This window comes from Pseudomonas sp. MT92 (genome assembly GCF_058792515.1).
The window spans coordinates 180768-204333 of record NZ_JBXAFA010000015.1 but is presented as its reverse complement, the minus strand read 5'-3'; the positions used below and the strand labels follow the sequence as shown (position 1 = coordinate 204333).

Annotated in this window: 16 protein-coding genes and 2 pseudogenes; 8 read left to right on the top strand and 10 right to left on the bottom strand. The window is 59.8% G+C overall.

All coding sequences use genetic code 11. The features are described 5' to 3' along the window. Window positions 1-221, bottom strand: a 221-nt coding sequence (locus AC1Q6D_RS26115) for a hypothetical protein (protein WP_492573981.1), incomplete at its 3' end; no start/stop codon positions are given. Window positions 222-500: 279 nt separating this feature from the next. Continuing rightward, window positions 501-1985, bottom strand: coding sequence for a sodium/proline symporter PutP (putP, locus tag AC1Q6D_RS26110; protein WP_103404522.1), 1485 nt, complete (start codon window positions 1983-1985; stop codon window positions 501-503). Between the two features lie 463 nt (window positions 1986-2448). Between putP and putA the strand changes: the two genes are divergently transcribed. Then, window positions 2449-6402, top strand: coding sequence for a trifunctional transcriptional regulator/proline dehydrogenase/L-glutamate gamma-semialdehyde dehydrogenase (gene putA, locus AC1Q6D_RS26105; RefSeq protein ID WP_103404521.1), 3954 nt, complete (start codon window positions 2449-2451; stop codon window positions 6400-6402). An 84-nt stretch (window positions 6403-6486) separates the two neighbouring features. On the opposite strand, the gene AC1Q6D_RS26100 is transcribed toward putA, so the two are convergent. Together AC1Q6D_RS26100 and AC1Q6D_RS26095 are read right to left on the bottom strand one after the other, a co-directional pair. After that, entirely contained in the window at window positions 6487-6930 is a 444-nt protein-coding gene (locus tag AC1Q6D_RS26100) for a hypothetical protein (RefSeq protein ID WP_103404520.1), read from the bottom strand. After that, window positions 6927-7694, bottom strand: a complete 768-nt coding sequence (locus AC1Q6D_RS26095; RefSeq protein WP_146041492.1) for a hypothetical protein — start codon at window positions 7692-7694, stop codon at window positions 6927-6929. Before AC1Q6D_RS26095 ends, AC1Q6D_RS26100 begins: the two co-directional genes overlap by 4 nt. Window positions 7695-7954: 260 nt before the next feature. Between AC1Q6D_RS26095 and AC1Q6D_RS26090 the strand changes: the two genes are divergently transcribed. Next, entirely contained in the window at window positions 7955-9757 is a 1803-nt protein-coding gene (locus AC1Q6D_RS26090) for an acyl-CoA dehydrogenase (RefSeq protein WP_103404518.1), read from the top strand. Window positions 9758-9899: 142 nt separating this feature from the next. Here AC1Q6D_RS26090 and AC1Q6D_RS26085 read toward each other — a convergent pair whose 3' ends face one another. The 4 genes and pseudogenes from AC1Q6D_RS26085 to AC1Q6D_RS26070 all read right to left on the bottom strand — a co-directional run bounded on the left by AC1Q6D_RS26085 (window position 9900) and on the right by AC1Q6D_RS26070 (window position 12482). Next, entirely contained in the window at window positions 9900-10631 is a 732-nt protein-coding gene (locus AC1Q6D_RS26085) for a methyl-accepting chemotaxis protein (protein WP_371919914.1), read from the bottom strand. A 135-nt stretch (window positions 10632-10766) separates the two neighbouring features. Further along, window positions 10767-11807, bottom strand: a pseudogene (locus AC1Q6D_RS26080) (HAMP domain-containing protein); the annotation flags it as partial. Window positions 11808-11952: 145 nt separating this feature from the next. After that, a complete protein-coding gene (locus AC1Q6D_RS26075) occupies window positions 11953-12255 on the bottom strand; it encodes a cell division protein ZapA (protein WP_047536567.1) in 303 nt (100 codons plus the stop codon). Continuing rightward, complete coding sequence (locus AC1Q6D_RS26070; RefSeq protein ID WP_047536565.1) at window positions 12252-12482, bottom strand: hypothetical protein; 231 nt, start codon at window positions 12480-12482, stop codon at window positions 12252-12254. The genes AC1Q6D_RS26075 and AC1Q6D_RS26070 overlap by 4 nt, the downstream gene beginning before the upstream one ends. Window positions 12483-12702: 220 nt before the next feature. On the opposite strand from AC1Q6D_RS26070, the pseudogene AC1Q6D_RS26065 reads away from it, so the two are divergent. The 5 genes and pseudogenes from AC1Q6D_RS26065 to selO form a co-directional block, all read left to right on the top strand. Beyond that, window positions 12703-13539 (top strand): annotated as a pseudogene (locus AC1Q6D_RS26065) (MCP four helix bundle domain-containing protein); the annotation flags it as partial. Next, window positions 13522-14394, top strand: a complete 873-nt coding sequence (locus AC1Q6D_RS26060; protein ID WP_371919913.1) for a methyl-accepting chemotaxis protein — start codon at window positions 13522-13524, stop codon at window positions 14392-14394. The pseudogene AC1Q6D_RS26065 and the gene AC1Q6D_RS26060, both read left to right, overlap by 18 nt. Window positions 14395-14618: 224 nt before the next feature. Beyond that, window positions 14619-16361, top strand: coding sequence for a potassium/proton antiporter (locus AC1Q6D_RS26055; protein ID WP_103404515.1), 1743 nt, complete (start codon window positions 14619-14621; stop codon window positions 16359-16361). Between the two features lie 35 nt (window positions 16362-16396). Further along, entirely contained in the window at window positions 16397-19747 is a 3351-nt protein-coding gene (gene mscK / locus AC1Q6D_RS26050; protein WP_103404514.1) for a mechanosensitive channel MscK, read from the top strand. Between the two features lie 48 nt (window positions 19748-19795). After that, the gene (gene selO / locus AC1Q6D_RS26045; RefSeq protein ID WP_103404513.1) at window positions 19796-21259 is read left to right on the top strand and encodes a protein adenylyltransferase SelO; all 1464 of its coding nucleotides are present in this window, start codon (window positions 19796-19798) and stop codon (window positions 21257-21259) included. Window positions 21260-21308: 49 nt separating this feature from the next. Here selO and AC1Q6D_RS26040 read toward each other — a convergent pair whose 3' ends face one another. Continuing rightward, on the bottom strand, window positions 21309-21761 hold the full coding sequence (locus AC1Q6D_RS26040) for a hypothetical protein (RefSeq protein WP_103404512.1): 453 nt from the start codon (window positions 21759-21761) through the stop codon (window positions 21309-21311). A 154-nt stretch (window positions 21762-21915) separates the two neighbouring features. Between AC1Q6D_RS26040 and trxC the strand changes: the two genes are divergently transcribed. Continuing rightward, window positions 21916-22350 carry a thioredoxin TrxC gene (trxC, locus tag AC1Q6D_RS26035; RefSeq protein WP_030129872.1) on the top strand — a complete coding sequence of 145 codons (435 nt, stop codon included), beginning with the start codon at window positions 21916-21918 and terminating at the stop codon, window positions 22348-22350. 107 nt (window positions 22351-22457) lie between these two features. Here the strand turns inward: trxC and AC1Q6D_RS26030 are convergent, their stop codons facing one another. Continuing rightward, the gene (locus tag AC1Q6D_RS26030; RefSeq protein ID WP_047536553.1) at window positions 22458-23228 is read right to left on the bottom strand and encodes a ParA family protein; all 771 of its coding nucleotides are present in this window, start codon (window positions 23226-23228) and stop codon (window positions 22458-22460) included. Window positions 23229-23566: the final 338 nt, after the last annotated feature.

The following is a 23566-nucleotide window of genomic DNA, read 5'->3' as shown; positions in this document are numbered from 1 at the left end:
CAAGGGTCAGTGGCCTTTTCCTCGGCCAGGGCATAACGCACGGGCACGACGAAAAGCTCCGCCTGGCTGGCGGGGCATGGCATCAGCGTACAGTTGATATCAATGTGAGGCTGCGCCTTGGCGGCGCGCTCGGCCTGGGCGGCTCGATCAAGGCGGGCGAGTTTCTCTGCGTTGGACTTCTGCACGGGTGCACTGGTTTTGTCGCCTGGACCGATAGCCATGTCTTGATATCCCTCTCTGATCGCCTCCCAACCGTGGGAAGCCCGCCACTGTCAGGGATGAGTTACCCCGCCTCGGGCATGAGGCGGGCCAACGCAAAGTACGTGCACACAGAGAGAATTCAAGACGCCCGAGCAAAACAGGAAATGTCCCACAAGCGGTAAAGAAAAAGACGACAAAGCTGGAGGTTAGGGCCAGTGCCTGAACAAAAAAACGGCCCGCACCTTAAAGCTGCGAGCCGTTCTTTTATCAGAGATGGGAAGCGCTCTCCCCATCGCTTATCACTTGTTCAGACGGAAATCTGCCTCGGCAGCAGCAAAGCGCGAAAGCATGCCGCTAGTCGGGTTACCCAGCTTGCTGACGATGTAGATCGCCAGGCTGGCGAAGATGAAACCAGGGATGATTTCGTACAGGCCCAGCAGTTCGAAGTGTTTCCACACGATCACGGTGATCGCGCCGACCAGGATACCGGCCAGTGCGCCGTTGCGGGTCATGTCTTTCCAGATCACCGAGATCAGCACGACCGGGCCGAATGCAGCACCGAAACCGGCCCAGGCATAGCTCACCAGGCCCAGTACGCGGTTGCTCGGGTTGGCCGCCAGGCCGATCGCGATCAGGGCAACCAGCAGCACCATGGCACGGCCGACCCAGACCAGTTCAACCTGGGAAGCGCTTTTACGCAGGAAGGTTTTGTAGAAGTCTTCGGTCAGGGCGCTGGAACACACCAGCAGTTGGCAGCTCAGGGTGCTCATCACGGCCGCCAGGATCGCCGACAGCAGGACACCGGCCACCCATGGGTTGAACAGGATTTTCGCCAGTTCGATGAACACGCGCTCGTGGTTTTCGGTGACGGCACCGGCCACTTCAGGGTGAGCCGAGAAGTAAGCGATACCGAAGAAACCTACCGCAACGGTGCCGCCCAGGCACAGTATCATCCAGGTCATGGAGATGCGACGGGCCTTGGCAATCGATTTGACCGAATCCGCCGCCATGAAACGCGCCAGGATGTGCGGCTGACCGAAGTAACCCAGGCCCCAGCCCATCAGCGAGATGATGCCGATGAAGGTCGTGCCCTTGAGCATGTCGAAGTTGCTTGGATCTTGCGCTTCGATGGCCAGGAACGTGGTATCGACGCCGCCAGTGGCCAGCAGCACGATGATCGGCGTCAGCAGCAGGGCGAAAATCATCAGGGTGGCTTGTACGGTGTCCGTCCAGCTCACCGCCAGGAAACCGCCCACGAAGGTGTAGGCAATCGTCGCCGCAGCACCGGCCCACAGCGCAGTCTCGTAGGACATGCCGAAGGTGCTTTCGAACAGACGGGCACCGGCCACGATGCCGGACGCGCAGTAGATGGTGAAGAACACCAGGATCACGACCGCAGAGATGATCCGCAGCAGCCCGCTTTTATCTTCGAAACGGCTGGCGAAATAGTCCGGCAGCGTCAGGGCATCGCCGTTGTGCTCGGTCTGCACGCGCAGACGGCCGGCGACGAACAGCCAGTTCAGGTAGGCACCGATGATCAGGCCGATGGCGATCCAGCTTTCGGACAGACCGGACATGTAGATGGCGCCCGGCAGGCCCATCAACAACCAGCCGCTCATGTCGGATGCGCCCGCAGACAGTGCCGTAACGACGCTGCCCAGGCTACGACCGCCGAGAATGTAGTCAGAAAGGTTGTTGGTGGAGCGATAGGCCATGAAGCCGATCAGCACCATGGCTGCGATGTAGATCACGAACGTGATCAGGGTTGGGTTGCTTACGCTCATTAAGTTACGCCCTGGCTTTGTTTTTATGTAGCGGCGGCTGGTGAACCGCTCGCAAACGATGACGTTTGACAGACGATCCGGGATCCCGCGCATTTATGACTGATGTTTCCCCAGGAAAGCCATCAGCCGGTGAACCTGCCATTTATGGTCGGTTGCACCTTGGGGCGCGAATGCTATTCAACAAAGCAAATAAGGTGCAACCCATTTCTGGAGAATTAGTTGCACCTAATCGGATTTTCAGCAAAAGCAGGCCTTTTTGCTCCCTTTTAGCGCAGTAGATACGACGCGATAGAAGCAAAAGCACCAAGTAGGCACAGTACGCTCGTACCAGAATTTATTTCCTGACGAGCTGCTGAATATTCCGACAAAAAAAGGGTTGCACCCGGTTGCACCTCTTTCGGCGCACGGCTAATCTTGCCGCCAGCTGATGCCACGCAGTCGTGGCAAACATGAGGATAAAAACATGGCTACCACCACCCTTGGGGTCAAACTTGATGACCCGACCCGCGAACGCCTCAAGGCTGCCGCGACCTCGATTGATCGCACGCCGCACTGGCTGATCAAGCAGGCAATTTTCAATTACCTGGAGAAACTCGAGGGTGGTGCAACCCTGACCGAGCTGAACGGTTTGACCAGCAAGGACGCTGACGACACGGGCGACGTCCATGTCGACCACGCGCACCAGTGCTTCCTCGAATTCGCCGAAAGCATCCTGCCGCAATCGGTGCTGCGCGCCTCGATCACCGCCGCTTACCGTCGTCCGGAACCGGAAGTGGTGCCGATGCTGATCGAGCAGGCTCGCCTGCCGGCACCGATGGCCGAAGCCACCAACAAACTCGCCGCCTCGATTGCCGAAAAACTGCGCAATCAGAAGAGCGCGGGTGGTCGTGCCGGCATCGTTCAAGGCCTGCTGCAGGAATTTTCCCTGTCGTCCCAGGAAGGCGTGGCGCTGATGTGCCTGGCCGAAGCGCTGCTGCGCATCCCGGACAAAGGCACCCGTGACGCACTGATCCGCGACAAGATCAGCACCGGCAACTGGCAGCCACACCTGGGCAACAGCCCTTCGCTGTTCGTCAACGCCGCGACCTGGGGCCTGCTGCTGACCGGCAAACTGGTCTCTACCCATAACGAAACAGGCCTGACCTCGTCCCTGAGCCGCATCATCGGTAAGAGCGGCGAGCCGATGATCCGCAAGGGCGTCGACATGGCGATGCGCCTGATGGGCGAGCAGTTCGTCACCGGTGAAACCATCGCCGAAGCCCTGGCCAACGCCAGCAAATTCGAAGCCAAGGGTTTCCGTTACTCCTACGACATGCTCGGTGAAGCCGCGCTGACCGAACACGACGCCCAGAAGTACCTGGCCTCGTACGAACAAGCCATCCACTCGATCGGCAAAGCGTCCCACGGCCGCGGGATTTATGAAGGCCCGGGCATCTCGATCAAGCTGTCGGCCTTGCACCCGCGCTACAGCCGCGCGCAATACGAGCGCGTGATGGACGAGCTGTACCCGCGCCTGCTGTCGCTGACCCTGCTGGCCAAGCAGTACGATATCGGCCTGAACATCGACGCCGAAGAAGCCGACCGCCTCGAGCTGTCGCTGGATCTGCTCGAGCGCCTGTGTTTCGAGCCGCAACTGACTGGCTGGAACGGCATCGGCTTCGTGATCCAGGCCTATCAGAAGCGCTGCCCGTACGTGATCGACTATGTGATCGACCTGGCTCGCCGCAGCCGCCATCGCCTGATGATCCGCCTGGTAAAAGGCGCTTACTGGGACAGCGAAATCAAGCGCGCCCAGGTCGAAGGCCTGGAGGGCTACCCGGTCTACACCCGCAAGGTGTACACCGACGTTTCCTACATCGCTTGCGCACGCAAACTGCTGTCGGTGCCGGAAGTCATTTACCCGCAGTTCGCCACGCACAACGCCCACACCCTGTCGGCCATTTATCACATCGCCGGTCAGAACTATTACCCGGGCCAGTACGAATTCCAGTGCCTGCACGGCATGGGTGAACCGCTGTACGAACAGGTTGTAGGCAAGGTTTCCGAAGGCAAGCTGAACCGTCCGTGCCGCGTGTACGCTCCGGTCGGCACTCACGAAACCCTGCTGGCCTATCTGGTACGTCGCCTGCTGGAAAACGGCGCGAACACTTCGTTCGTCAACCGTATTGCCGACCAGTCGATTTCGATTCAGGAGCTGGTGGCCGATCCGGTGGCCAGCATCGAGCAGATGGCGACGCTGGAAGGCGGCTTCGGCCTGCCGCACCCGCGCATCCCGCTGCCGCGTGACCTGTACGGCGCCGAGCGCGCCAACTCCAGCGGCATCGACATGGCCAACGAACATCGCCTGGCCTCCCTGTCCTGCGCCCTGCTGGCAACCGCACATAACCACTGGAAAGCGGCGCCCATGCTCGGTTGCGCTTCCAGCACCGAAACACCTGCGCCGGTACTGAACCCGTCCGATCTGCGTGACGTGGTCGGCCACGTGCAGGAAGCCACCGTCGAAGACGTCGACAACGCCATCCAGTGCGCGCTGAACGCCGCACCGATCTGGCAGGCCACCCCGCCCGCCGAACGCGCCGCGATCCTGGAACGCGCCGCCGACTTGATGGAAGGCGAGATTCAGCCGCTGATGGGCCTGCTGGCTCGTGAAGCCGGCAAGACCTTCGCCAACGCCATCGCCGAAGTGCGTGAAGCCGTGGACTTCCTGCGTTACTACGCAGTGCAGGCGCGCAACGATTTCACCAACGACGCGCACCGTCCGCTGGGCCCTGTCGTGTGCATCAGCCCGTGGAACTTCCCGTTGGCGATCTTCAGCGGTCAAGTCGCCGCTGCGCTGGCGGCCGGCAACCCGGTACTGGCCAAGCCTGCGGAACAAACCCCGCTGGTCGCCGCTCAAGCCGTGCGCCTGCTGCTCGAAGCCGGCATTCCGGAAGGCGTGCTGCAACTGCTGCCAGGCCGTGGGGAAACCGTCGGCGCTGGCCTGGTAGGTGACGATCGCGTCAAAGGCGTGATGTTCACCGGTTCCACCGAAGTCGCTCGCCTGTTGCAACGCAACATCGCCGGCCGCCTCGACAACCAGGGCCGCCCGATTCCGCTGATCGCCGAAACCGGTGGCCAGAACGCGATGATCGTGGACTCTTCGGCACTGACCGAACAAGTGGTGATCGACGTCGTTTCGTCGGCCTTCGACAGCGCCGGCCAGCGTTGCTCGGCCCTGCGGGTACTGTGCCTGCAGGAAGATTCCGCCGACCGTGTCATCGAAATGCTCAAGGGCGCCATGGCTGAAAGCCGCCTCGGCAACCCCGAGCGCCTGTCCGTGGACATCGGCCCGGTGATCGACGCTGAAGCCAAGGCCGGCATCGAGAAGCACATCCAGGCCATGCGCGACAAAGGTCGCAGCGTGTACCAGGTGGCCATCGCCGACGCCGAAGAAATCAAGCGCGGCACCTTCGTGATGCCGACGCTGATCGAGCTGGAAAGCTTCGACGAACTGCAACGGGAGATCTTCGGCCCGGTGCTGCACGTGGTTCGCTACAAGCGCAAAGACATCGATCAACTGATCGGCCAGATCAACGCCTCCGGCTACGGCCTGACCCTGGGCGTGCACACCCGCATCGACGAGACCATCGCCAAGGTGATCGATAACGTCAACGCCGGTAACGTCTACGTCAACCGCAACATCGTCGGTGCCGTGGTGGGCGTCCAGCCGTTCGGCGGCGAAGGCTTGTCGGGTACCGGTCCGAAAGCCGGTGGTCCGCTGTACCTTTACCGCCTGCTGTCGACGCGTCCTACCGATGCGATCGAACAATCCTTCGCCCGTGGCGACGCCATCGCAGCACCGGACGTTCGCTTGCGCGAATCCATGAGCAAACCGCTGACCGCCCTGAAAGCCTGGGCCGACAGCAACAAGCTCGCCGACCTGAGCGCCCTGTGCGCGCAGTTCGCCGCCCAATCGCAAAGCGGCATCACCCGCCTGCTGGCCGGCCCGACCGGCGAGCGCAACAGCTATGCGATCCTGCCGCGCGAGCACGTGCTGTGCCTGGCGGAAGTCGAAGGCGATCTGCTGACGCAACTGGCAGCGGTATTGGCGGTAGGCGGTTCGGCGGTATGGCCGGAAGCTGAACTGACCAAGGCCTTGTTCGCACGCTTGCCGAAGGACATTCAGGCGCGCATCAAGCTGGTTTCCGACTGGAACAAGGATGAAGTGGTGTTTGATGCGGTTCTGCATCATGGCCATTCCGATCAGTTGCGTGCGGTCTGCCAACAAGTGGCCAAGCGTGCCGGCGCCATCGTTGGCGTGCAGGGCCTGTCGCAAGGTGAAACCAACATTGCGCTGGAGCGTTTGGTGATTGAGCGCGCATTGAGCGTCAACACCGCCGCAGCGGGTGGTAACGCCAGCCTGATGACCATCGGTTAAACAGTGTAAGCAACGGAAATCACGATTACGGAAAAGGAGAGCTTGCTCTCCTTTTCCGTTTTATATGTGACTTAAAACCGGCTATCAACGGGGCCGCTGACAGACTCCAAACCGCCACAAACTCCAACCCTTTACCATCTCGGAAACCAAAATTAAAACCACCATTAAAATAGGGTTGTAATCAGGAAAAAACTGAGCGCCCATTAGCAAAATCGAAACGGACGGAACAAGAAAAAACAGCCTGAGCGGTATTTGTAAATAACTTACCCACTTAGCCTCATCTCTCCTCGCAAAAAACAAGAAACAGCTAACAATTATTGAGAGTTGCAGTACCCAACTCAAAAGCACCATACCTATCTGAAATAGACCATGATCCGATAATAACGCCAGCGTACTGATCCCATCCGCCAGATAAGGTACTTTACCATTTCGTAGAGAACCGATGATGTACCAAATGAGGTACAAAGCATCGAGTCCACCCCATACAAAAACTACTATCGTCTTGATTTTTCCATTTTCAATTATCATTTCTCGCCTGTTTTCCGCTCATAAACAGTATCGACTGTGGCGGGAACCCAATGCCAAGACTTACCTGTCACCTGCCACTCATCATCGGCCTCCAGGAATCGTTGTTTTATATGCCGTATGGCTCCGTAGGCATGTGTCGCCGAGTGAGTTTCGAAAGAACGCTCGTCATCATCGAGCGGTATCCACTCCTGCACTATAGTTCGAGTAGTGTTTGCAAAATCCTTTCCATCAGAAAAAATCAAACGCCCTTCATCGCCCAATGTTCCTGCCCTATTTATAATTACAGCGAGGGTGTTATTTACGCTGTCATAGTCAATATCTTTGGTCACCCACTTTCCAGATCCTGACTCAAATTTAGGTTTATTTTGAGTTGGCCTCAGCATTTCAGGTAATTTCAAAAAAGACCCTTCTGCCACCTGCTCACTCTTGCTCTCTGTTCGCCGAAGCGAAAAACCAGCCAATGAAAACTCCTTCCCGGTCAAATGCGAATATGTTCCGAAGCAGTCTTCGCTCAGCGGGCTGAATGGATCATCGGAAACCAGAAGCCAATCGCCGCATTTAACCTTTTCAAGAATTCTGGCTCTGTCAGGCTCGTACAGACAATCGACGATAGAGGAACCGCACGCCTTGATCAGGTCAGTCAGTCCCAATATTTCCATTGGACGGAAAAGGGAGCTCTCCACTGTTGCCGACGCAAAGAAGGGGCTTTCAATGTGAGCAAGGCTGTATTTTTTCATCTCACTACAGGGGATTAGTCTTTCCATTTCGTCACCACAGCTGGAATAGGCAGTTTTTTGTGCCATCACGACAGGGCTTGATACCGCACCAACTCGTTTTTTGATGTCGCCCGATTCCTCTTATTGCGTAAGAAACTTCGTATGCCTCACTCAGTACACACGTCCCACCCATAAAGTCAGCGCCACACCGTCGACGTGTTTGCCCCTCCATCACCCTCATCAATCATCCTGTTCAGCCTTTATTCCCACGCCTAGACTCGGCCCATCCCAATAAAAGGTAGGTCGCCATGTCCGAGACGTTGCTCAGTTCCCGCAATCTGGCTTTCGAGCTGTATGAAGTCCTCGATGCCGAGGGCCTGACCCAGCGTGAGCGTTTCGCCGAGCACAATCGCGAAACCTTCGATGCCGCGCTTGGCACCGCCCGCAATATCGCCGAAAAATTCTTCGCCCCGCACAACCGCAAGGGTGACGAGAACGAGCCACGCTACGAGGACGGGAAGGCGATTCTGATTCCGGAAGTGAAACCGGCGGTGGATGCCTTTCTTGAAGCCGGCTTCCTCAATGCGGCGCGCAGTTTCGAAGCGGGCGGCATGCAACTTCCGACACTGCTGTCCCAGGCCTGCTTCGCGCATTTCCAGTCGGCCAACGCGGCGTCGACCTCGTACCCGTTCCTGACCATGGGCGCGGCGAACCTGATTGAAAGCTTCGGTACCGAGGAGCAAAAGCGCCGCTTCCTGCAACCGATGATCGACGGCCGCTTCTTCGGCACCATGGCCCTGACCGAACCCCATGCCGGCTCATCGCTGTCGGATATTCGGACCCGCGCCGAACCGGCGCCTGACGGCACTTATCGACTCAAGGGCAACAAGATCTTCATCTCCGGCGGCGATCACCCGCTGTCGGAAAACATCGTGCACATGGTGCTGGCCAAGCTGCCGGACGCACCGGCCGGGGTGAAAGGCATTTCGCTGTTTATCGTGCCCAAGTTTCTGGTCAACGATGACGGCAGCCTCGGTCAGCGTAACGACGTTTTGCTCGCCGGGCTGTTCCACAAGATGGGCTGGCGCGGCACTACGTCCACGGCGCTGAACTTCGGCGATAACGGCGAGTGTGTCGGCTATCTGGTGGGCAAGCCGCACCATGGCCTGAGCTACATGTTCCAGATGATGAACGAGGCACGGATCGGTGTCGGCATGGGCGCGGTGATGCTTGGTTACGCCGGTTACCTGTACTCCCTGGAGTACGCCCGTGAGCGTCCGCAAGGTCGCGTTCCGGACAGCAAGGACCCGAACACCGCGCCGGTGGCGATCATTGAGCATGCTGACGTCAAACGCATGCTGCTGACCCAGAAGGCTTACGTCGAAGGCTCGTTCGACCTCGGGCTGTACGCGGCGCGGCTGTTCGACGACACCACCACCCTGGAGACCGAAGCCGAGCGTAAACAGGCCCATGAACTGCTGGATTTGCTGACGCCCATCGTCAAATCCTGGCCGTCGGAGTTTTGCCTGAAGGCCAACGAACTGGCGATCCAGATCCTCGGCGGCCACGGCTATACCCGCGAATACCCGGTGGAGCAGTACTACCGCGACAACCGCCTGAACCCGATCCACGAAGGCACCCACGGCATTCAGTCGCTGGACTTGCTGGGGCGCAAACTGGCACAGAACGGTGGCGCAGGGCTCAAGCAACTGATCCGCCTGATCGCCGACACCGGCAAACGTGCTCATGTGTTTGAATCGCTGACCGCACTGCGCGAGCCGCTGGAGCAACTGGTGGCGCGCCTGCAGGCCGTGACCATCGGCCTGCTGACCGATCTGGCCCAGGGCAAGGTCAACAGCAGCCTGGCGAACTCGGCGCTGTACCTGAAAGTGTTCGGGCATACGGTGATTGGCTGGCGCTGGCTGGAACAGGCGATCCGCGCCGAGGAAGGACTGGCCAAGGGCAACGCGGCGGATGTGAGCTTCTATAAAGGCAAGCTGCAAGCGGCGCGGTACTTCCTGACCTGGGAAGTGCCGGCTTGCCATCATGAACTGGCGATTCTTGAGGCTCGGGATGATGTGTGCCTGGGCATGCAGGATGAGTGGTTCTGATCCCGGCCTTGTGCTGTAGCTAACATCCATTCGCTGGCAAGCCAGCCCCCCCAGGAATCCCTGTTGTTCACAAAACCTGTGTTCAACACACAAACCCTGTAGGAGCGGGCTTGCCCGCGAAGGCGTCACCACAGTCAACACATCAACTGAGTTTGAACCCACCCATCTGCCGCGCCAGATCATCCGCCAGCCGCTGCAGCGTCTGACAGTCCTCCCGACAAGCCCGGACCTCCCCCGCCGTCGCCCGCGCCAGATCGGAGATGCCCTGCACGTTGCGGTTGATCTCTTCGGTCACAGCCGACTGCTCTTCCGTCGCCGTCGCCACCTGGTGGTTCATGTCGCTGATACGCTCGACCTGCCCGGTAATCGCGGTCAACGACGCCCCGGTACGCTGGCTCGACTCAACCCCGGTGCCGGTCGCGGCCTGCCCGGAATGCATCGACGACACCGCGTTCTCCGCGCCTTGCTTGAGGCTGCCGATCATCTGCTGAATCTCGTCGGTGGACGTCTGCGTGCGTCGTGCCAGGGTCCGCACTTCATCGGCCACCACAGCGAATCCACGCCCCATGTCACCGGCCCGCGCCGCCTCGATGGCGGCGTTCAGCGCCAGCAAATTGGTCTGCTCGGAGATGCCGCGAATCACCGCCAATACCTGATCGATGGAAGCCACCTGATTGGCCAATTCGCCCACGGCGCTGGCGGCAACGCCGATTTCATCGGACATGCTCTCGATGTGCCGGATAGACCCCCCCACCACTTCCCGAGCCTGCAACGCCTCATCGCGAGCGTTTTGCGAAGCGACGGCTGCATTGCCGGCGTTCTGCGCGATTTCCTGCACGGTCAGGCCCATTTCATGGACCGCCGTGGCGACCATGTCGGTCATTTCCTGCTGACGCCCGGAGCGCTCGGCGGTGTTATCCACCACCCGCGCCACTTGGCCGACCGCTGTGCGCAATTGCTCGCTGGTGGTCAGCACTTCACCGATCATGTTGCGCTGACTGTCGAGGAAGCGATTGAAGCCGCGAGCCAGATCACCCAGCTCATCGGCGCGGCTGGAATCTAACCGATGGGTCAAATCTCCACCACCGCTACCAATGGCCACCAATGCCGCTGTTACCTGACGAATCGGCCTGACCAACCCACGGGCCAGCAACACCACCAGCAACAGGCACACCAGCGCCACCGCCAGGCCAATGCCGCTGCTCATCCACAGGGCGCGACGGGCTTCGGCGTAGATCTGCGACTGCGGCACTTCGGCCACCAGGGTCCAGCCCAGGTCGCGCAGCGGCAGGCTCAATGCCAGGAAATCTTCGCCATCACGCACAAAACCACTGTGGGTGGCAGACGTTTTGGAGGTAGAGGGTTGACCCATCACCGTTTGGGCGGCTGACGCGCCGATCTGCTCGGCCAAGGTGCGTTTGCCGCTGAACCGAGCCTCGGGATGAACCTGGATCAAACCGTCGGAACGCACGAGATAGACCTTGCCGCGCTCACCGAAGTTGAAATTGTGGATCAGCTCCGACAGCTCTTTCATGCTCAGGCCAAGGCCGGCAACGCCCACGACTTTGCCGGCCTTCTCGACTTTAAGGTCGATGAAGAGCGCCAATTCTCCGGTGGCCGTGTCGTTGTCGATATTGAGGGTGCGCGGCTGGTTGCTGTCGAGGAACGAATAGAACCAGGCATCCTTGGGGTTGGTACGGCTGAGGGTGCGGTCCAGGCCCTTTTCGGTGAAGTAGTGGTTGGATGCAGTGCCGACGATCAGTGCGGTAAAGGCCTTGTGTTCGGCGCGGAGGCCCTCAAGGTAAGCGGTAAATGTGCCGGTCTGGGCACTGTTCTCACCCTCGGCCAGCCAGTCGCGCACCATGCTGTTGCTGGCGATGTCCTTGGCGGCGGTCAGGGGTTGAACGAGGATGCGCTCGATGTCGTTGCGCATCGCTTCGATGCTCGACGGCAGCGCCTGCTCGACCAGATAGCGCTCGGCGAGGCGGTTGACCACGAGGGTATAAATGCCAACCACAATCAGAATGCTGACCAGCAGGGCGGTGCCCATGCTCAGGATCAACTGCCATTGAATACTGCGTCGCCAGAACTGCATGGAGCACCCCCAAAGAATAAGAGGCTGAAACACTGCAACAGCCGTGCCGATTGTATACAACAAAATCGACAATTTATTCTTTGGTTGTGCGCAAAGCCGATCAGGCCTGATTGATCGTCTTGGAGATCACTTCAACCGTGGCGCTGACTTGCTCTTGGTAACGGTCGAGTTCGAGCTTGTGTTGCTTCTGCATTTCGATCTGCTGCGAGCACAGATTCATCGCGGCCAGCACCAGCAGGCGGTCACCGATCAGCGTCGGGTACTTCCTTTTGGTGTCGGCCAGGGCAGCCTTGAGCATCATTGCAGCGTCCAGCAGGGTTTGCTCTTCCCCGGCCGGCGCCTTGATCGAATAGTCCTCCCCCAGAATCGAGACGACTCTTACCCCTGCGGCGTTGTAACTCATGCGCTGACTGGGCCTGCGCTGACGCGCTCAACCAGAGCCTGGATGCGGGCTGCGGTGGCGCCTTGCTTCTCTTCCTGTTCCATCAGGCTCAGTTGCAGGCTTTCGTTTTCATCTTTGGCCTGGGCCAGTTCTGCGCTCAGGGCCTGGTTGGTGCTGAGCAAGCCCTGGTTCTGTTGCACCAGGTCACTGACCAGTTGTTCCAATTGGCTAAGGGATGCTTCCAACATTTTGATTTTTCCGGGGTTTTCAAAGGGCGCGTACGATAAAGAAAAGTCACGGTGGATGCCAGGGTTATACGGGCGCAAAGCCTTGATCTTCCTGACAAGTGACCTTCCGGGCGAACTCTAGAGACTGTGATTGGCCCATCTGGTTCCTGCACTTCGTCGCTCCTACCGATAACGACCGGTTAACGGCAAAAACCGCGCAGGGGCTCAAGACTTGAGACGCATGACCGATAAGCCCTCCATACGTCAGCCTCGGCACCGCTCAGGTGCGCCTTTTTCGGTAACCGCCATGTCCCTTCGAAATATGAATATCGCTCCACGGGCGTTCCTCAGCTTCGCCCTGATCGGCGGCTTGATGATGATTCTGGGGGTGTTTGCCTTGAATCAGATGAGCAAGATCCGTGGCGCCGCCGAAGAAATCACCTTGAACAGCGTGCCGAGCATCCAGAGCCTCGATGAGTTCACCCAACTCACCTTGCGCCTGCGCGTGCTGTCGTATCGCTTGCTGGTCAATCGCGAACCGGACGTCCAGCAAAAAACCATGGAATTGCTGGAGACGCGCAACCAGCAGATCCACGCCGCACAAGCGACCTATGAAAAACTGATCGCCAGCCCGCAGGAACGCGCGGCCTACGATCAATACGTGCAACTGCTGGGGCAATACCGCCAGATCGAAGACCGGATGAAGACCCTGTCGCGCAACAATCAGGTCGATGAACTGCGCAACCTGCTCAACACCGATTTGCTGAACAACTCCGAGGCTGTGAACGCCGTGTTGAACCGTCTGCTGGAGATCAATACCCAGCAGACCCGCGACACCAACCAGCAGGCCGCCGATCAATATGATTCGGCGTTCGATCTGGTCATCGCCTTGCTGGTAGCCGCCACCGCACTGACCCTGGCCCTCGCCTGGTTGCTGACCAATAGCATCACCAAACCGATCGCCAATGCCCTGGGCGCCGCCGAGAGCATCGCCGAAGGCAACCTGACTCGCCCGATTACGGTCGATGGCGAGGACGAGGCTGGCCGCCTGCTGGCGGCGATGGCGAAGATGCAGGACAAGCTGCGCGACACCCTGTTGCGCATTTCCGGCTCGGCCACGCAACTGGCCTCTGCCGCTGAGGAACTCAACAGCGTCACAGACGAAAGCGCTCGCGGCCTGACCCAGCAAAATAACGAGATCGAACAGGCCGCCACCGCAGTCAACGAAATGACCAGCGCCGTGGAAGAAGTCGCGCGCAATGCCGTCAGCACCTCCGAAGCCTCGCAGAGCGCCACCGCGTCTGCCGGGGATGGCCGTGATCTGGTGCAGGAAACCGTCAGCGCCATCGAACGCATGAGCGCCGATGTGCAAAGCACCGCGAACCTGATCGGCGATCTGGCCAATGAGTCCCGCGACATCGGCAAGGTGCTGGATGTGATTCGCGGGCTGGCCGACCAGACCAACCTGCTGGCGTTGAACGCCGCGATCGAGGCTGCTCGTGCAGGTGAAGCCGGTCGCGGCTTTGCCGTAGTGGCGGACGAAGTACGGGCCCTGGCCCATCGCACCCAACAGTCCACCAGCGAAATCGAACGCATGATCGGCAGCATCCAGAGTGGCACCGAGCACGCGGTGGATTCGATGCGAAACAGCACCGAGCGCGCCGAGTCGACCCTGAACATCGCCCGTGGTGCCGGAATGTCGCTGGACACCATCAACAGCGCCATCGTCGAAATCAACCAGCGCAACCTGGTCATCGCCAGCGCCGCTGAAGAGCAGGCGCAGGTGGCCCGTGAAGTGGACCGCAACCTGGTGAACATCCGTGACCTGTCGGTGCAATCGGCCACCGGTGCCAACCAGACCAGTGCAGCCAGTAGCGAACTGTCGCGTTTGGCGGTTGACCTGAACAGCATGGTCGGGCGCTTTAGTCTGTAACCGCTCTCTGTAGGAGCGAGCCCGCTCGCGATGATTTCAATGACGACGCGTTGAGTCAGGCAGCACGCGTTATCGTTGACGTCCATCGCGAGCAAGCTCGCTCCTACAGGGTTCTGCGTTTCAAAAGCTTTTTGACAGCATCACATTTCAACAGGTTAGAATCGCTGGCACGCAGACTGCATGGTCAGTTTGTGCCCGCCTTTCAGCTTTCCGGAGTACTGCCTTTGAATGCGACGACCATCAACAGCCTGTTCTTGATCGGCGCGTTGCTGGTAGGTGCGAGCATTCTGGTGAGCTCACTTTCCTCGCGCCTCGGCATCCCGATTCTGGTGATCATCCTCGCCGTCGGCATGACCGCCGGCGTCGATGGCGGTGGCATTATTTTCGACAACTACCCGACGGCCTATCTGGTCGGCAACCTTGCACTGGCCGTGATCCTGCTCGATGGCGGGTTACGCACCCGGGTCTCGAGTTTTCGCGTGGCGTTGTGGCCGGCGCTGTCGCTGGCAACCATCGGCGTGTTGATTACCACCGGGCTGACCGGCATGGCCGCCGCCTGGCTGTTTGACCTCAATCTGATTCAAGGCTTGCTGATCGGCGCCATCGTCGGCTCCACCGACGCCGCGGCGGTGTTTTCGCTACTGGGCGGCAAAGGCCTGAACGAGCGGGTGACCGCGAGTCTGGAAATCGAATCCGGCAGCAACGACCCGATGGCGGTGTTCCTCACCGTGACCTTGATCGACATGCTCGCCAGCGGCCAGACCGGCCTGCACTGGAGCCTGCTGACCCACCTGCTGCGCGAGTTCGGTATCGGTGGCCTGATTGGCCTGGGCGGCGGCTGGCTCATGCTGCAATTGGTCAACCGCATCAATCTGGCCACCGGCCTCTATCCGATCCTGGTCATCGCCGGGGGCCTGGTGGTGTTTGCCCTGACCAACGCCTTGCATGGCAGCGGCTTCCTGGCGGTGTACCTGTGCGGCCTGGTGATCGGCAACCGTCCGGTGCGCAGTCGCCACGGCATCCTGCACATGCTCGACGGCATGGCCTGGCTGGCACAGATCGGCATGTTCCTGGTGCTGGGGCTGCTGGTCACGCCCCATGACCTGCTGCCGATTGCACTGCCGGCACTGGGCCTGGCGCTGTGGATGATTCTATTTGCCCGACCGCTGTCGGTGGTGATCGGCCTGCTGCCGTTCAAGGCGTTCCATGGCCGTGAAAAGGCGTTCATCTCCTGGGTCGGCTTGCGCGGCGCGGTGCCGATCATTCTCGCGGTGTTCCCGCTGATGGCCGGCCTGCCCAACGCCCAGCTCTACTTCAACCTGGCGTTCTTCATCGTGCTGGTCTCGCTGCTGGTGCAGGGCACCAGCCTGCCGTGGGTGGCGAAGCTGTTGAAAGTGACCGTTCCGCCAGAGCCCGCGCCGATCTCCCGCTCCGCCCTGGAAGTGCACGTCACCAGCGAGTGGGAATTGTTCGTTTATCGCCTCGGTGCCGAGAAATGGTGCATCGGCTCGCCCCTTCGCGAACTGAAAATGCCCGAAGGCACCCGCATCGCCGCCCTGTTTCGCGGCCAGCAACTGCTCCATCCGTCGGGTAGTACGGTGCTCGAAGTCGATGATTTGCTCTGCGTCATCGGCCATGAACACAACCTTCCGGCCCTCGGAAAACTGTTCAGCCAGGCACCGCAGCGGGGTCTCGATTTGCGCTTCTTCGGCGACTTCGTACTCGAAGGAGATGCCCAGTTGGCCGCGGTTGCGGCCCTGTACGGGTTAAAAGTCGAAGGCATCGACCCGGACATGTCCCTGGGCCACTTCATTGCCCAGAAAGTGGGCGGTGCTCCAGTCGTCGGCGACCAGGTGGAGTGGAACAACACGATCTGGACCGTCGCGGTGATGGAGGGGAACAAGATCGCCAAAGTGGGCGTCAGATTCCCCGAAGGAAGTCGCCCGGGGCCCGGACTCTTCCTCTAAACTCCATTCTTCGTTTCGCTTTTTGATCGGTCACTATGTCAAGCCTGCGCACCTTTTTCGTCATGGTCCTTCTGGGCCTGAGTCTCTCCGTCGGTACGTTACAAGCCGCCGAACCGCCCACCCGCGAAGCCGTGCAGGCGAGCCTGGACAAGATCGCCGACCGAAAACTGCCGGAAGCCGATCAAAAGGCCCTGCAATCGGTCCTGCAAAACACGCTGACACAGCTCAACAACCGGCGTGATTACGAGCAGAAACTGAGCGATCTCAAGCAGCAGTTGGCCAACGCCCCCAAACAGACCATTGAAAACCAGCGCGAATTGACGCGTCTGAAGGCCACCAGTGTCGTGCCGGTGGCGCAACGCTTCACCAAAGAGTCGATTCAGCAACTCGAGCAAATGCTGACCGAGCGCTCGACCCAGCAAAGCGATTTGCAAAAAGCCCTGGGCGATGCCAACAGCCTGATCATTACCGCGCAGACGCGCCCCGAGCGCGCCCAGGCGGAAATTTCCGCCAGCCAGACGCGTATCCAGCAGATCAACAACATCCTCAAGACCGGCAAGGACAGCGGCAAGACCTTGAGCGCCGAGCAGCGCGACCAGCTCAATGCCGAGCTGGCGGCACTCAATGCGCTGATTCCGCTGCGTCGCCAGGAACTGGCCGGCAATACCCAACTGCAGGATTTGGGCAACAGCCAGCATGACTTGCTCTCGGAAAAATCCGACCGTCTCGATCATGAAATCCAGGAGCTGCAAAACCTGATCAACCAGAAGCGTCTGGCCCAATCCCAGGAAACGGTGACGCAGCAGTCCATCGAAGCGCAGAAGGCCGGGGGCAGCAGCCTGCTGGCCACCGAAAGCACGGCCAACCTGAAGCTCTCCGACTACCTGCTCAAGAGCACTGACCGCCTCAACGAGGTCACCCAGCAGAACCTGCAAACCAAGCAACAGCTGGACAGCGTGACCCAGAGCGATTCCGCCCTGGACGAGCAAATCAGCGTGCTCAAGGGCAGCCTGCTGCTGTCCAAGATTCTCTACAAGCAGAAACAGTCGCTGCCGCGCCTGAGGGTCGATCGCAATCTGGCCGACCAGATCGCCGACATTCGCCTGTACCAGTTCGAAGTCAGCCAGCAACGGGAATTGCTCAGCAACCCGGCCACTTATGTCGACAACCTGCTGTCGACCCAGCCGCCGGAGCAAGTGACCCCGCAACTGCGCAAAAGCCTGATGGAACTGGCCACCACCCGCGTCGACCTGCTGGAGCGCCTGAACCGTGAACTGAGCGCGATGCTCAATGAATCGATCACGCTGCAACTGAATCAGAAGCAGCTGCTCAGCACCGCGCAAAGCCTGCGGGCGACGCTGGATGAGCAGATGTTCTGGATTCCCAGCAACAAACCGCTGGACCTCGAATGGATGCGCAGCGTGCCGGAACGCCTGCAACGCCAGGTCGATAGCCTGCCGTGGGCCTCAAGCCTGAGCGAACTGATCGATGGCCTGACCCAGCGACCGCTGCTGTTCCTGCCCCTGGCGCTGTTGATCGGTGCCCTGCTGTGGCGACGCAAGAGTCTGTATGCGCGCCTGAACAAGGTTCACCAGGACATCGGCCACTTCAAGCGCGACAGCCAGTGGCACACGCCCCAGGCGATCCTGATCAACATCCTGCTGGCGATGCCGGTCTCGCTGGGCCTGGCCTTGTGCGGCCTGGCCCTGCAAATCGACGCCCGAGGGCAGAACGCCAGCATGGGCGCAGCATTGCTGCAAATGGCCGGGGCCTGGCTGGTGTTCTACACCGCCTATCGGATACTCGCGCCGGGCGGTGTGGCAGAACTGCATTTCCGCTGGGAAAAGCCCCAGGTCGAATTCCTGCGCGGCTGGATCCGCCGTCTGGGCATGGTCGTCATGGCACTGGTCACGGTGGTGGCGGTGGCCGAACTGCAACCGGCGGCGCTGGCCGATGACGTGCTCGGCATGCCGGTGGTGCTGACCTGCTATGCCTTGATGACCTTGTTGCTCAGCCGCCTGCTGATCAGCAGCCCGAACCACGAAACCGCTTCATTGTTCCGCAAAGCGCTGGGGATTCTGTTCACGGCGCTGCCGGTCGCCTTGTTCGTCGCCGTGTGCTTCGGCTACTACTACACCGCGCTCAAACTCAGCGACCGCTTGATCAATACCCTCTACCTGCTGATGTTCTGGCTGGTGATCGAGGCCACCTTCGTGCGCGGCCTCAGCGTGGCCGCCCGGCGCCTGGCCTACCAGCGCGCCCTGGCCAAGCGTCAGGCGGCCAAAGAGGCCGGCGACGGCGAAGCGGTCATCGAAGAACCGACCATGGACATCGAAAAGGTCAACGAACAGTCCCTGCGCCTGATCCGCCTGGCACTGCTCGGCGGCTTCATGGCAGCGCTGTATTGGGTCTGGGCTGACTTGATCACCGTGTTTTCGTACCTGGACAACATCACCCTCTACGAATACACCAGCGGCACCGGCGCCAACATGAGCATGGTGCCGATCAGCATCGGCGACATGCTCGGCGCGCTGATCATCATCGGCATCACCTTCGCCCTGGCGCGCAACTTGCCGGGCCTGCTGGAAGTGTTCGTGCTGTCGAAGCTCAACCTGGCCCAAGGCAGCGCCTACGCCACCACCACACTGCTGTCCTATGTGATCGCTGGCGTCGGTTTCGTCTCGACACTGTCGACCCTTGGCGTGAGCTGGGACAAGTTGCAATGGCTGGTGGCGGCCCTCTCGGTCGGCCTCGGTTTCGGCATGCAGGAGATCTTCGCCAACTTCATCTCCGGCATCATGATCCTGTTCGAACGCCCGGTGCGGATCGGCGATACCATCACCATCGGCAACCTGTCGGGTACGGTGAGCAAGATCCGCATCCGTGCCACCACCATCACCGACTTCGACCGCAAGGACATCATCGTCCCGAACAAGACGTTCATTACCGGGCAATTGATCAACTGGTCGCTGACCGACACCATCACCCGGGTGACCCTCAAGCTCGGTGTCGATTACGGTTCCGATCTGGACCTGGTGAAGGAACTGCTGCTCAAGGCCGCGCGGGAAAACCCGCGCGTGCTGAAGGAACCGGAACCGAACGTGTACTTCCTGAATTTCGGCGAAAGCACCCTCGACCACGAATTGCGCATGCACGTGCGCGATCTCGGCGACCGCAATCCGGTGATCGACGAGGTCAACCGCTTCATCAACCGCGAGTTCAAGAAGCAGCACATCAACATCTCGTTCCGGCAGATGGAGGTCTACCTCAAGAACCTCCACGGTGAGGAATACAAGTTGGTGCCGGTCGAACCGGAAACCAAAACCATCGCGCCGCCGATCGATGGCAAACCGCAGCAAGAGCCGCCCGCCGCCAAACTCGACTAACCGGCCATTCCCCAGCAGAATGCTCGGACATTCTGCTGGAGACGGCCTTTGAAAGCCCTCGACGAACTGACCTTCGATAATCGCTTCGACCGCCTGGGCGACGCGTTTTCCGCCCATGTGTTGCCCGAGCCCATCGACAACCCGCGCCTGGTCGTGGCCAGCCCTGCCGCCATGGCGCTACTGGACCTCGACCCGGCCGTCGCTGAAACCCAAGAGTTCGCCGAGTTGTTCAGCGGCCACAAGCTGTGGGCCGATGCCATTCCCAGGGCAATGGTCTACTCCGGTCATCAGTTCGGCTCCTACAACCCGCAGCTGGGCGACGGTCGCGGGTTATTGCTGGGCGAGGTGTACAACGAGGCCGGCGAACATTGGGACCTGCACCTCAAGGGTGCCGGCCAGACGCCCTTTTCGCGCATGGGCGACGGACGCGCGGTGCTGCGCTCGTCGATCCGTGAATTCCTCGCCTCCGAAGCCCTGCACGCCCTGAACATCCCGACCACCCGGGCACTGTGCGTGATCGGCTCGGACACGCCGGTCTGGCGCGAGAAGCAGGAACGGGCAGCCATGGTCCTGCGCCTGGCACCGAGCCACGTGCGCTTCGGGCATTTCGAGTATTTCTACTACACCAAACGTCCCGAGCAGCAGAAAGAACTCGGCGGCCACATCCTCGCCATGCACTTTCCAGAGTGCCTGGAACAGCCGGAACCCTACCTGGCGATGTTCCGCGAGATCGTCGAGCGCAATGCCGAACTGATCGCCAAATGGCAGGCGTACGGCTTTTGCCACGGGGTAATGAACACCGACAACATGTCGATCCTGGGCATCACTTTCGACTTCGGCCCGTTCGCCTTCCTCGACGACTTCGACGCCAACTTCATCTGCAACCACTCCGATGATCAGGGCCGCTACTCCTTCAGCAACCAGGTGCCCATCGGCCAATGGAACCTCAGCGCCCTGGCTCAGGCCCTGACGCCGTTCATCAGCGTCGAGGCCCTGCGCGAAACCCTGGGGCTGTACCTGCCGCTGTTCCAGGCCCATTACCTCGACCTGATGCGTCGCCGCCTCGGCCTGACCACGGCCGAAGACGATGACCAGAAACTGCTGGAGCACTTGCTACAACTGATGCAGAACAGCGGCGTCGATTACAGCCTGTTCTTCCGCCGCCTGGGCGAAGAATCACCTGAAGCAGCCGTCGCTCGCTTGCGCGATGACTTCGTCGACCTCAAGGGTTTCGATGCCTGGGGCGAGCGGTACATCGCCCGGGTCGCCCGGGAGGGCGAGCTGGATCAGGCACAACGCCGTGCCCGGATGCATGCGGTCAACCCGCTGTACATCCTGCGTAACTACCTGGCACAAAAGGCCATCGATGCGGCGGAACGTGGCGATTACTCGGAAGTCCGACGGCTGCACGCGGTGCTGAGCAAGCCGTTCGAGGAGCAACCGGGGATGGAAAGCTACGCCGAACGGCCGCCGGAATGGGGCAAGCATCTGGAGATCAGTTGTTCGTCTTGAGGCCAGCCAGATAGTGCATTGCCAATCGCTGGAGTTGCGGTGTCAGTGGTTACGGTGCCTGAGTCTCGGCAGGTCGCTCGCCGCTCCTGAACAAAACGAAATCGTACTCGCTGTCATCCGTGGCAGCGGTCTTGATGACGTATGCAAGGGCAAAACCGACCCCCACCAATACCGCGGGGAATCCAGGGAACGGGGAACTGCCAAAGGAAATGACGTAGATACTTGTGGCCAAGCCAAGCAAGAAGTACGGCCCCATAATCATCACCGCTAACTTACCGACGCGAGCGGCACTCTGAAACTTATGGTCCAAACTCTGGCGGTCGGCTTCATCGAGCAGCAGATCCGAACTGCACTGATCGCAGTGGATGGGTTGCTGCTGGACGAGATTGGACGCTTGTTGATAGGTGGGCTTGAGTGAAAAGTTGCAATGACCGCAACTCATATTCACATCGTTGTATGGCGTGGAACCGGCATCCGAAGCAGGCTCATTCGTTTGGGTCATGGCAGTTTAATTCCTTCTAGTTGACCATACCGGCCGAAAAACGCGCGCATCTTAGCAACGCAGGCCTGCCACCCATTTGCATTCTTGGTAACTTGATATTTACCCGCGCGCCTCCACTTAACCCACTTCTTAGAGATTTTGCGGAGCTGCGCGCATGACCGACCCACTCCTCATCCCCTGCCCCCACTGCAACGGCCTCAACCGCATCCCGGCCGAACGCCTGAACGACCACCCCAAATGCGGTCGCTGCAAGGCCGAGGTTCTGCTGAACAAACCGTTTGAGTTGAAACAAGGCGATTACGCCAGCCAGATCAAGGGCGATTTGCCGCTCCTGGTGGACGTTTGGGCGGACTGGTGCGGGCCGTGCAAGTCCTTTGCACCGGTGTTCGAACAGGCGGCCGGGCAATTGGCGGGCAAGTGTCGACTGGCCAAGCTGGACAGCGAGGCGAACCAGCAGTTGTCGGCGCAGTTGGGCATTCGCTCGATTCCGAGCCTGATTCTGTTCAAGAACGGCCGGGAAGTCGCACGTCAGAGCGGGGCGTTCCCGTTACCGCAGCTGATGAGCTGGCTGCGTAGCCAAGGGATCTGAATGACACCTGCTCGCGATGGTGCTGGATCAGTCAACAGAGACGTTGAATGTGAAGCCCTCATCGCGAGCAGGCTCGCTCCCACAGTTTTTTTTGCAATCAGAAAGGATCAGGCGTTTTCCAGCAGATTGTGCAGTTCAACGAACTGCTGGGTCAGTTTGTGCCGCGGGTCGAGATGGATCAGCGGCGTATTGGCCTGGTGGGATTCGCGCATCCGCACCGAAGTGGCCAGGTACACCGGCAATACCGGCAGGCCTTCGGCGATCAGTTCGTCAAGGATTTGCTGCGGCAGGCTGGCACGCGCCTGGAACTGGTTGACCACGATGCCCTCGACTTCCAGCCCTTCGTTGTGGTCCTCCTTCAATTCTTCGATTTCCGCCAGCAGACCATAGAGGGCCTGGCGCGAAAAACTGTCGCAATCAAAGGGGATCAACACACGATCGGCGGCAATCAGTGCCGATACCGCGTAAAAATTCAGCGCGGGCGGCGTGTCGAGGTAGATACGGTCGTAATCTTCGCCGAGTTCTTCGAGCAACTTACGCAGCTTGTTGATCTTGTGCTTGGCTTCAAGCTTTGGCTGCAAATCCGCCAGCTCGGCCGTAGCCGTGATGACGTGCAGGTTATCGAACGGGGTTTCGTAGATATCGACCTTGTTCTTTTTGGAGAACGGCCCGGAAGACAGGGTTTGCTTGAAAAAGTCGGCAATACCCATCGGGATATCATCGCCGGTAAGTCCCGTCAGATACTGAGTGGAGTTGGCCTGGGCATCGAGGTCCACTAACAGGGTGCGATAACCCTCGCTGGCACTGACCGCCGCCAAATTGCAGGCAATACTGGACTTGCCTACGCCACCTTTCTGATTGAACACCACGCGCCGCATTGTCAAAACCTCCGTGTATCAAAGAATGACCGAGTGTAGTGGTCCTCGACGCTGCTTCGCTACCTCGTTGGAGAGGGACTGCACGCTCAGTGGCTAGCCCGCCTCAAAAAACGGCATGAATCACCGACAGAACCGACAAACGGGCCGCGCAATAATCGGAATAATTGTCAAATGTTCAATTTTTGCGAACGGGTTCTGTACATAACGTTGAGCAAAATGTAACCAGTATTTGCTACGCGTTCGCCGCACCGCGATAATGCGCGCCACTCGGCGCCAAGCGCCGCGCGGGTGAGTCGTGGCTTTCAGTCATCACCGCGTCAAGCAAGCCCGCAAGGGCG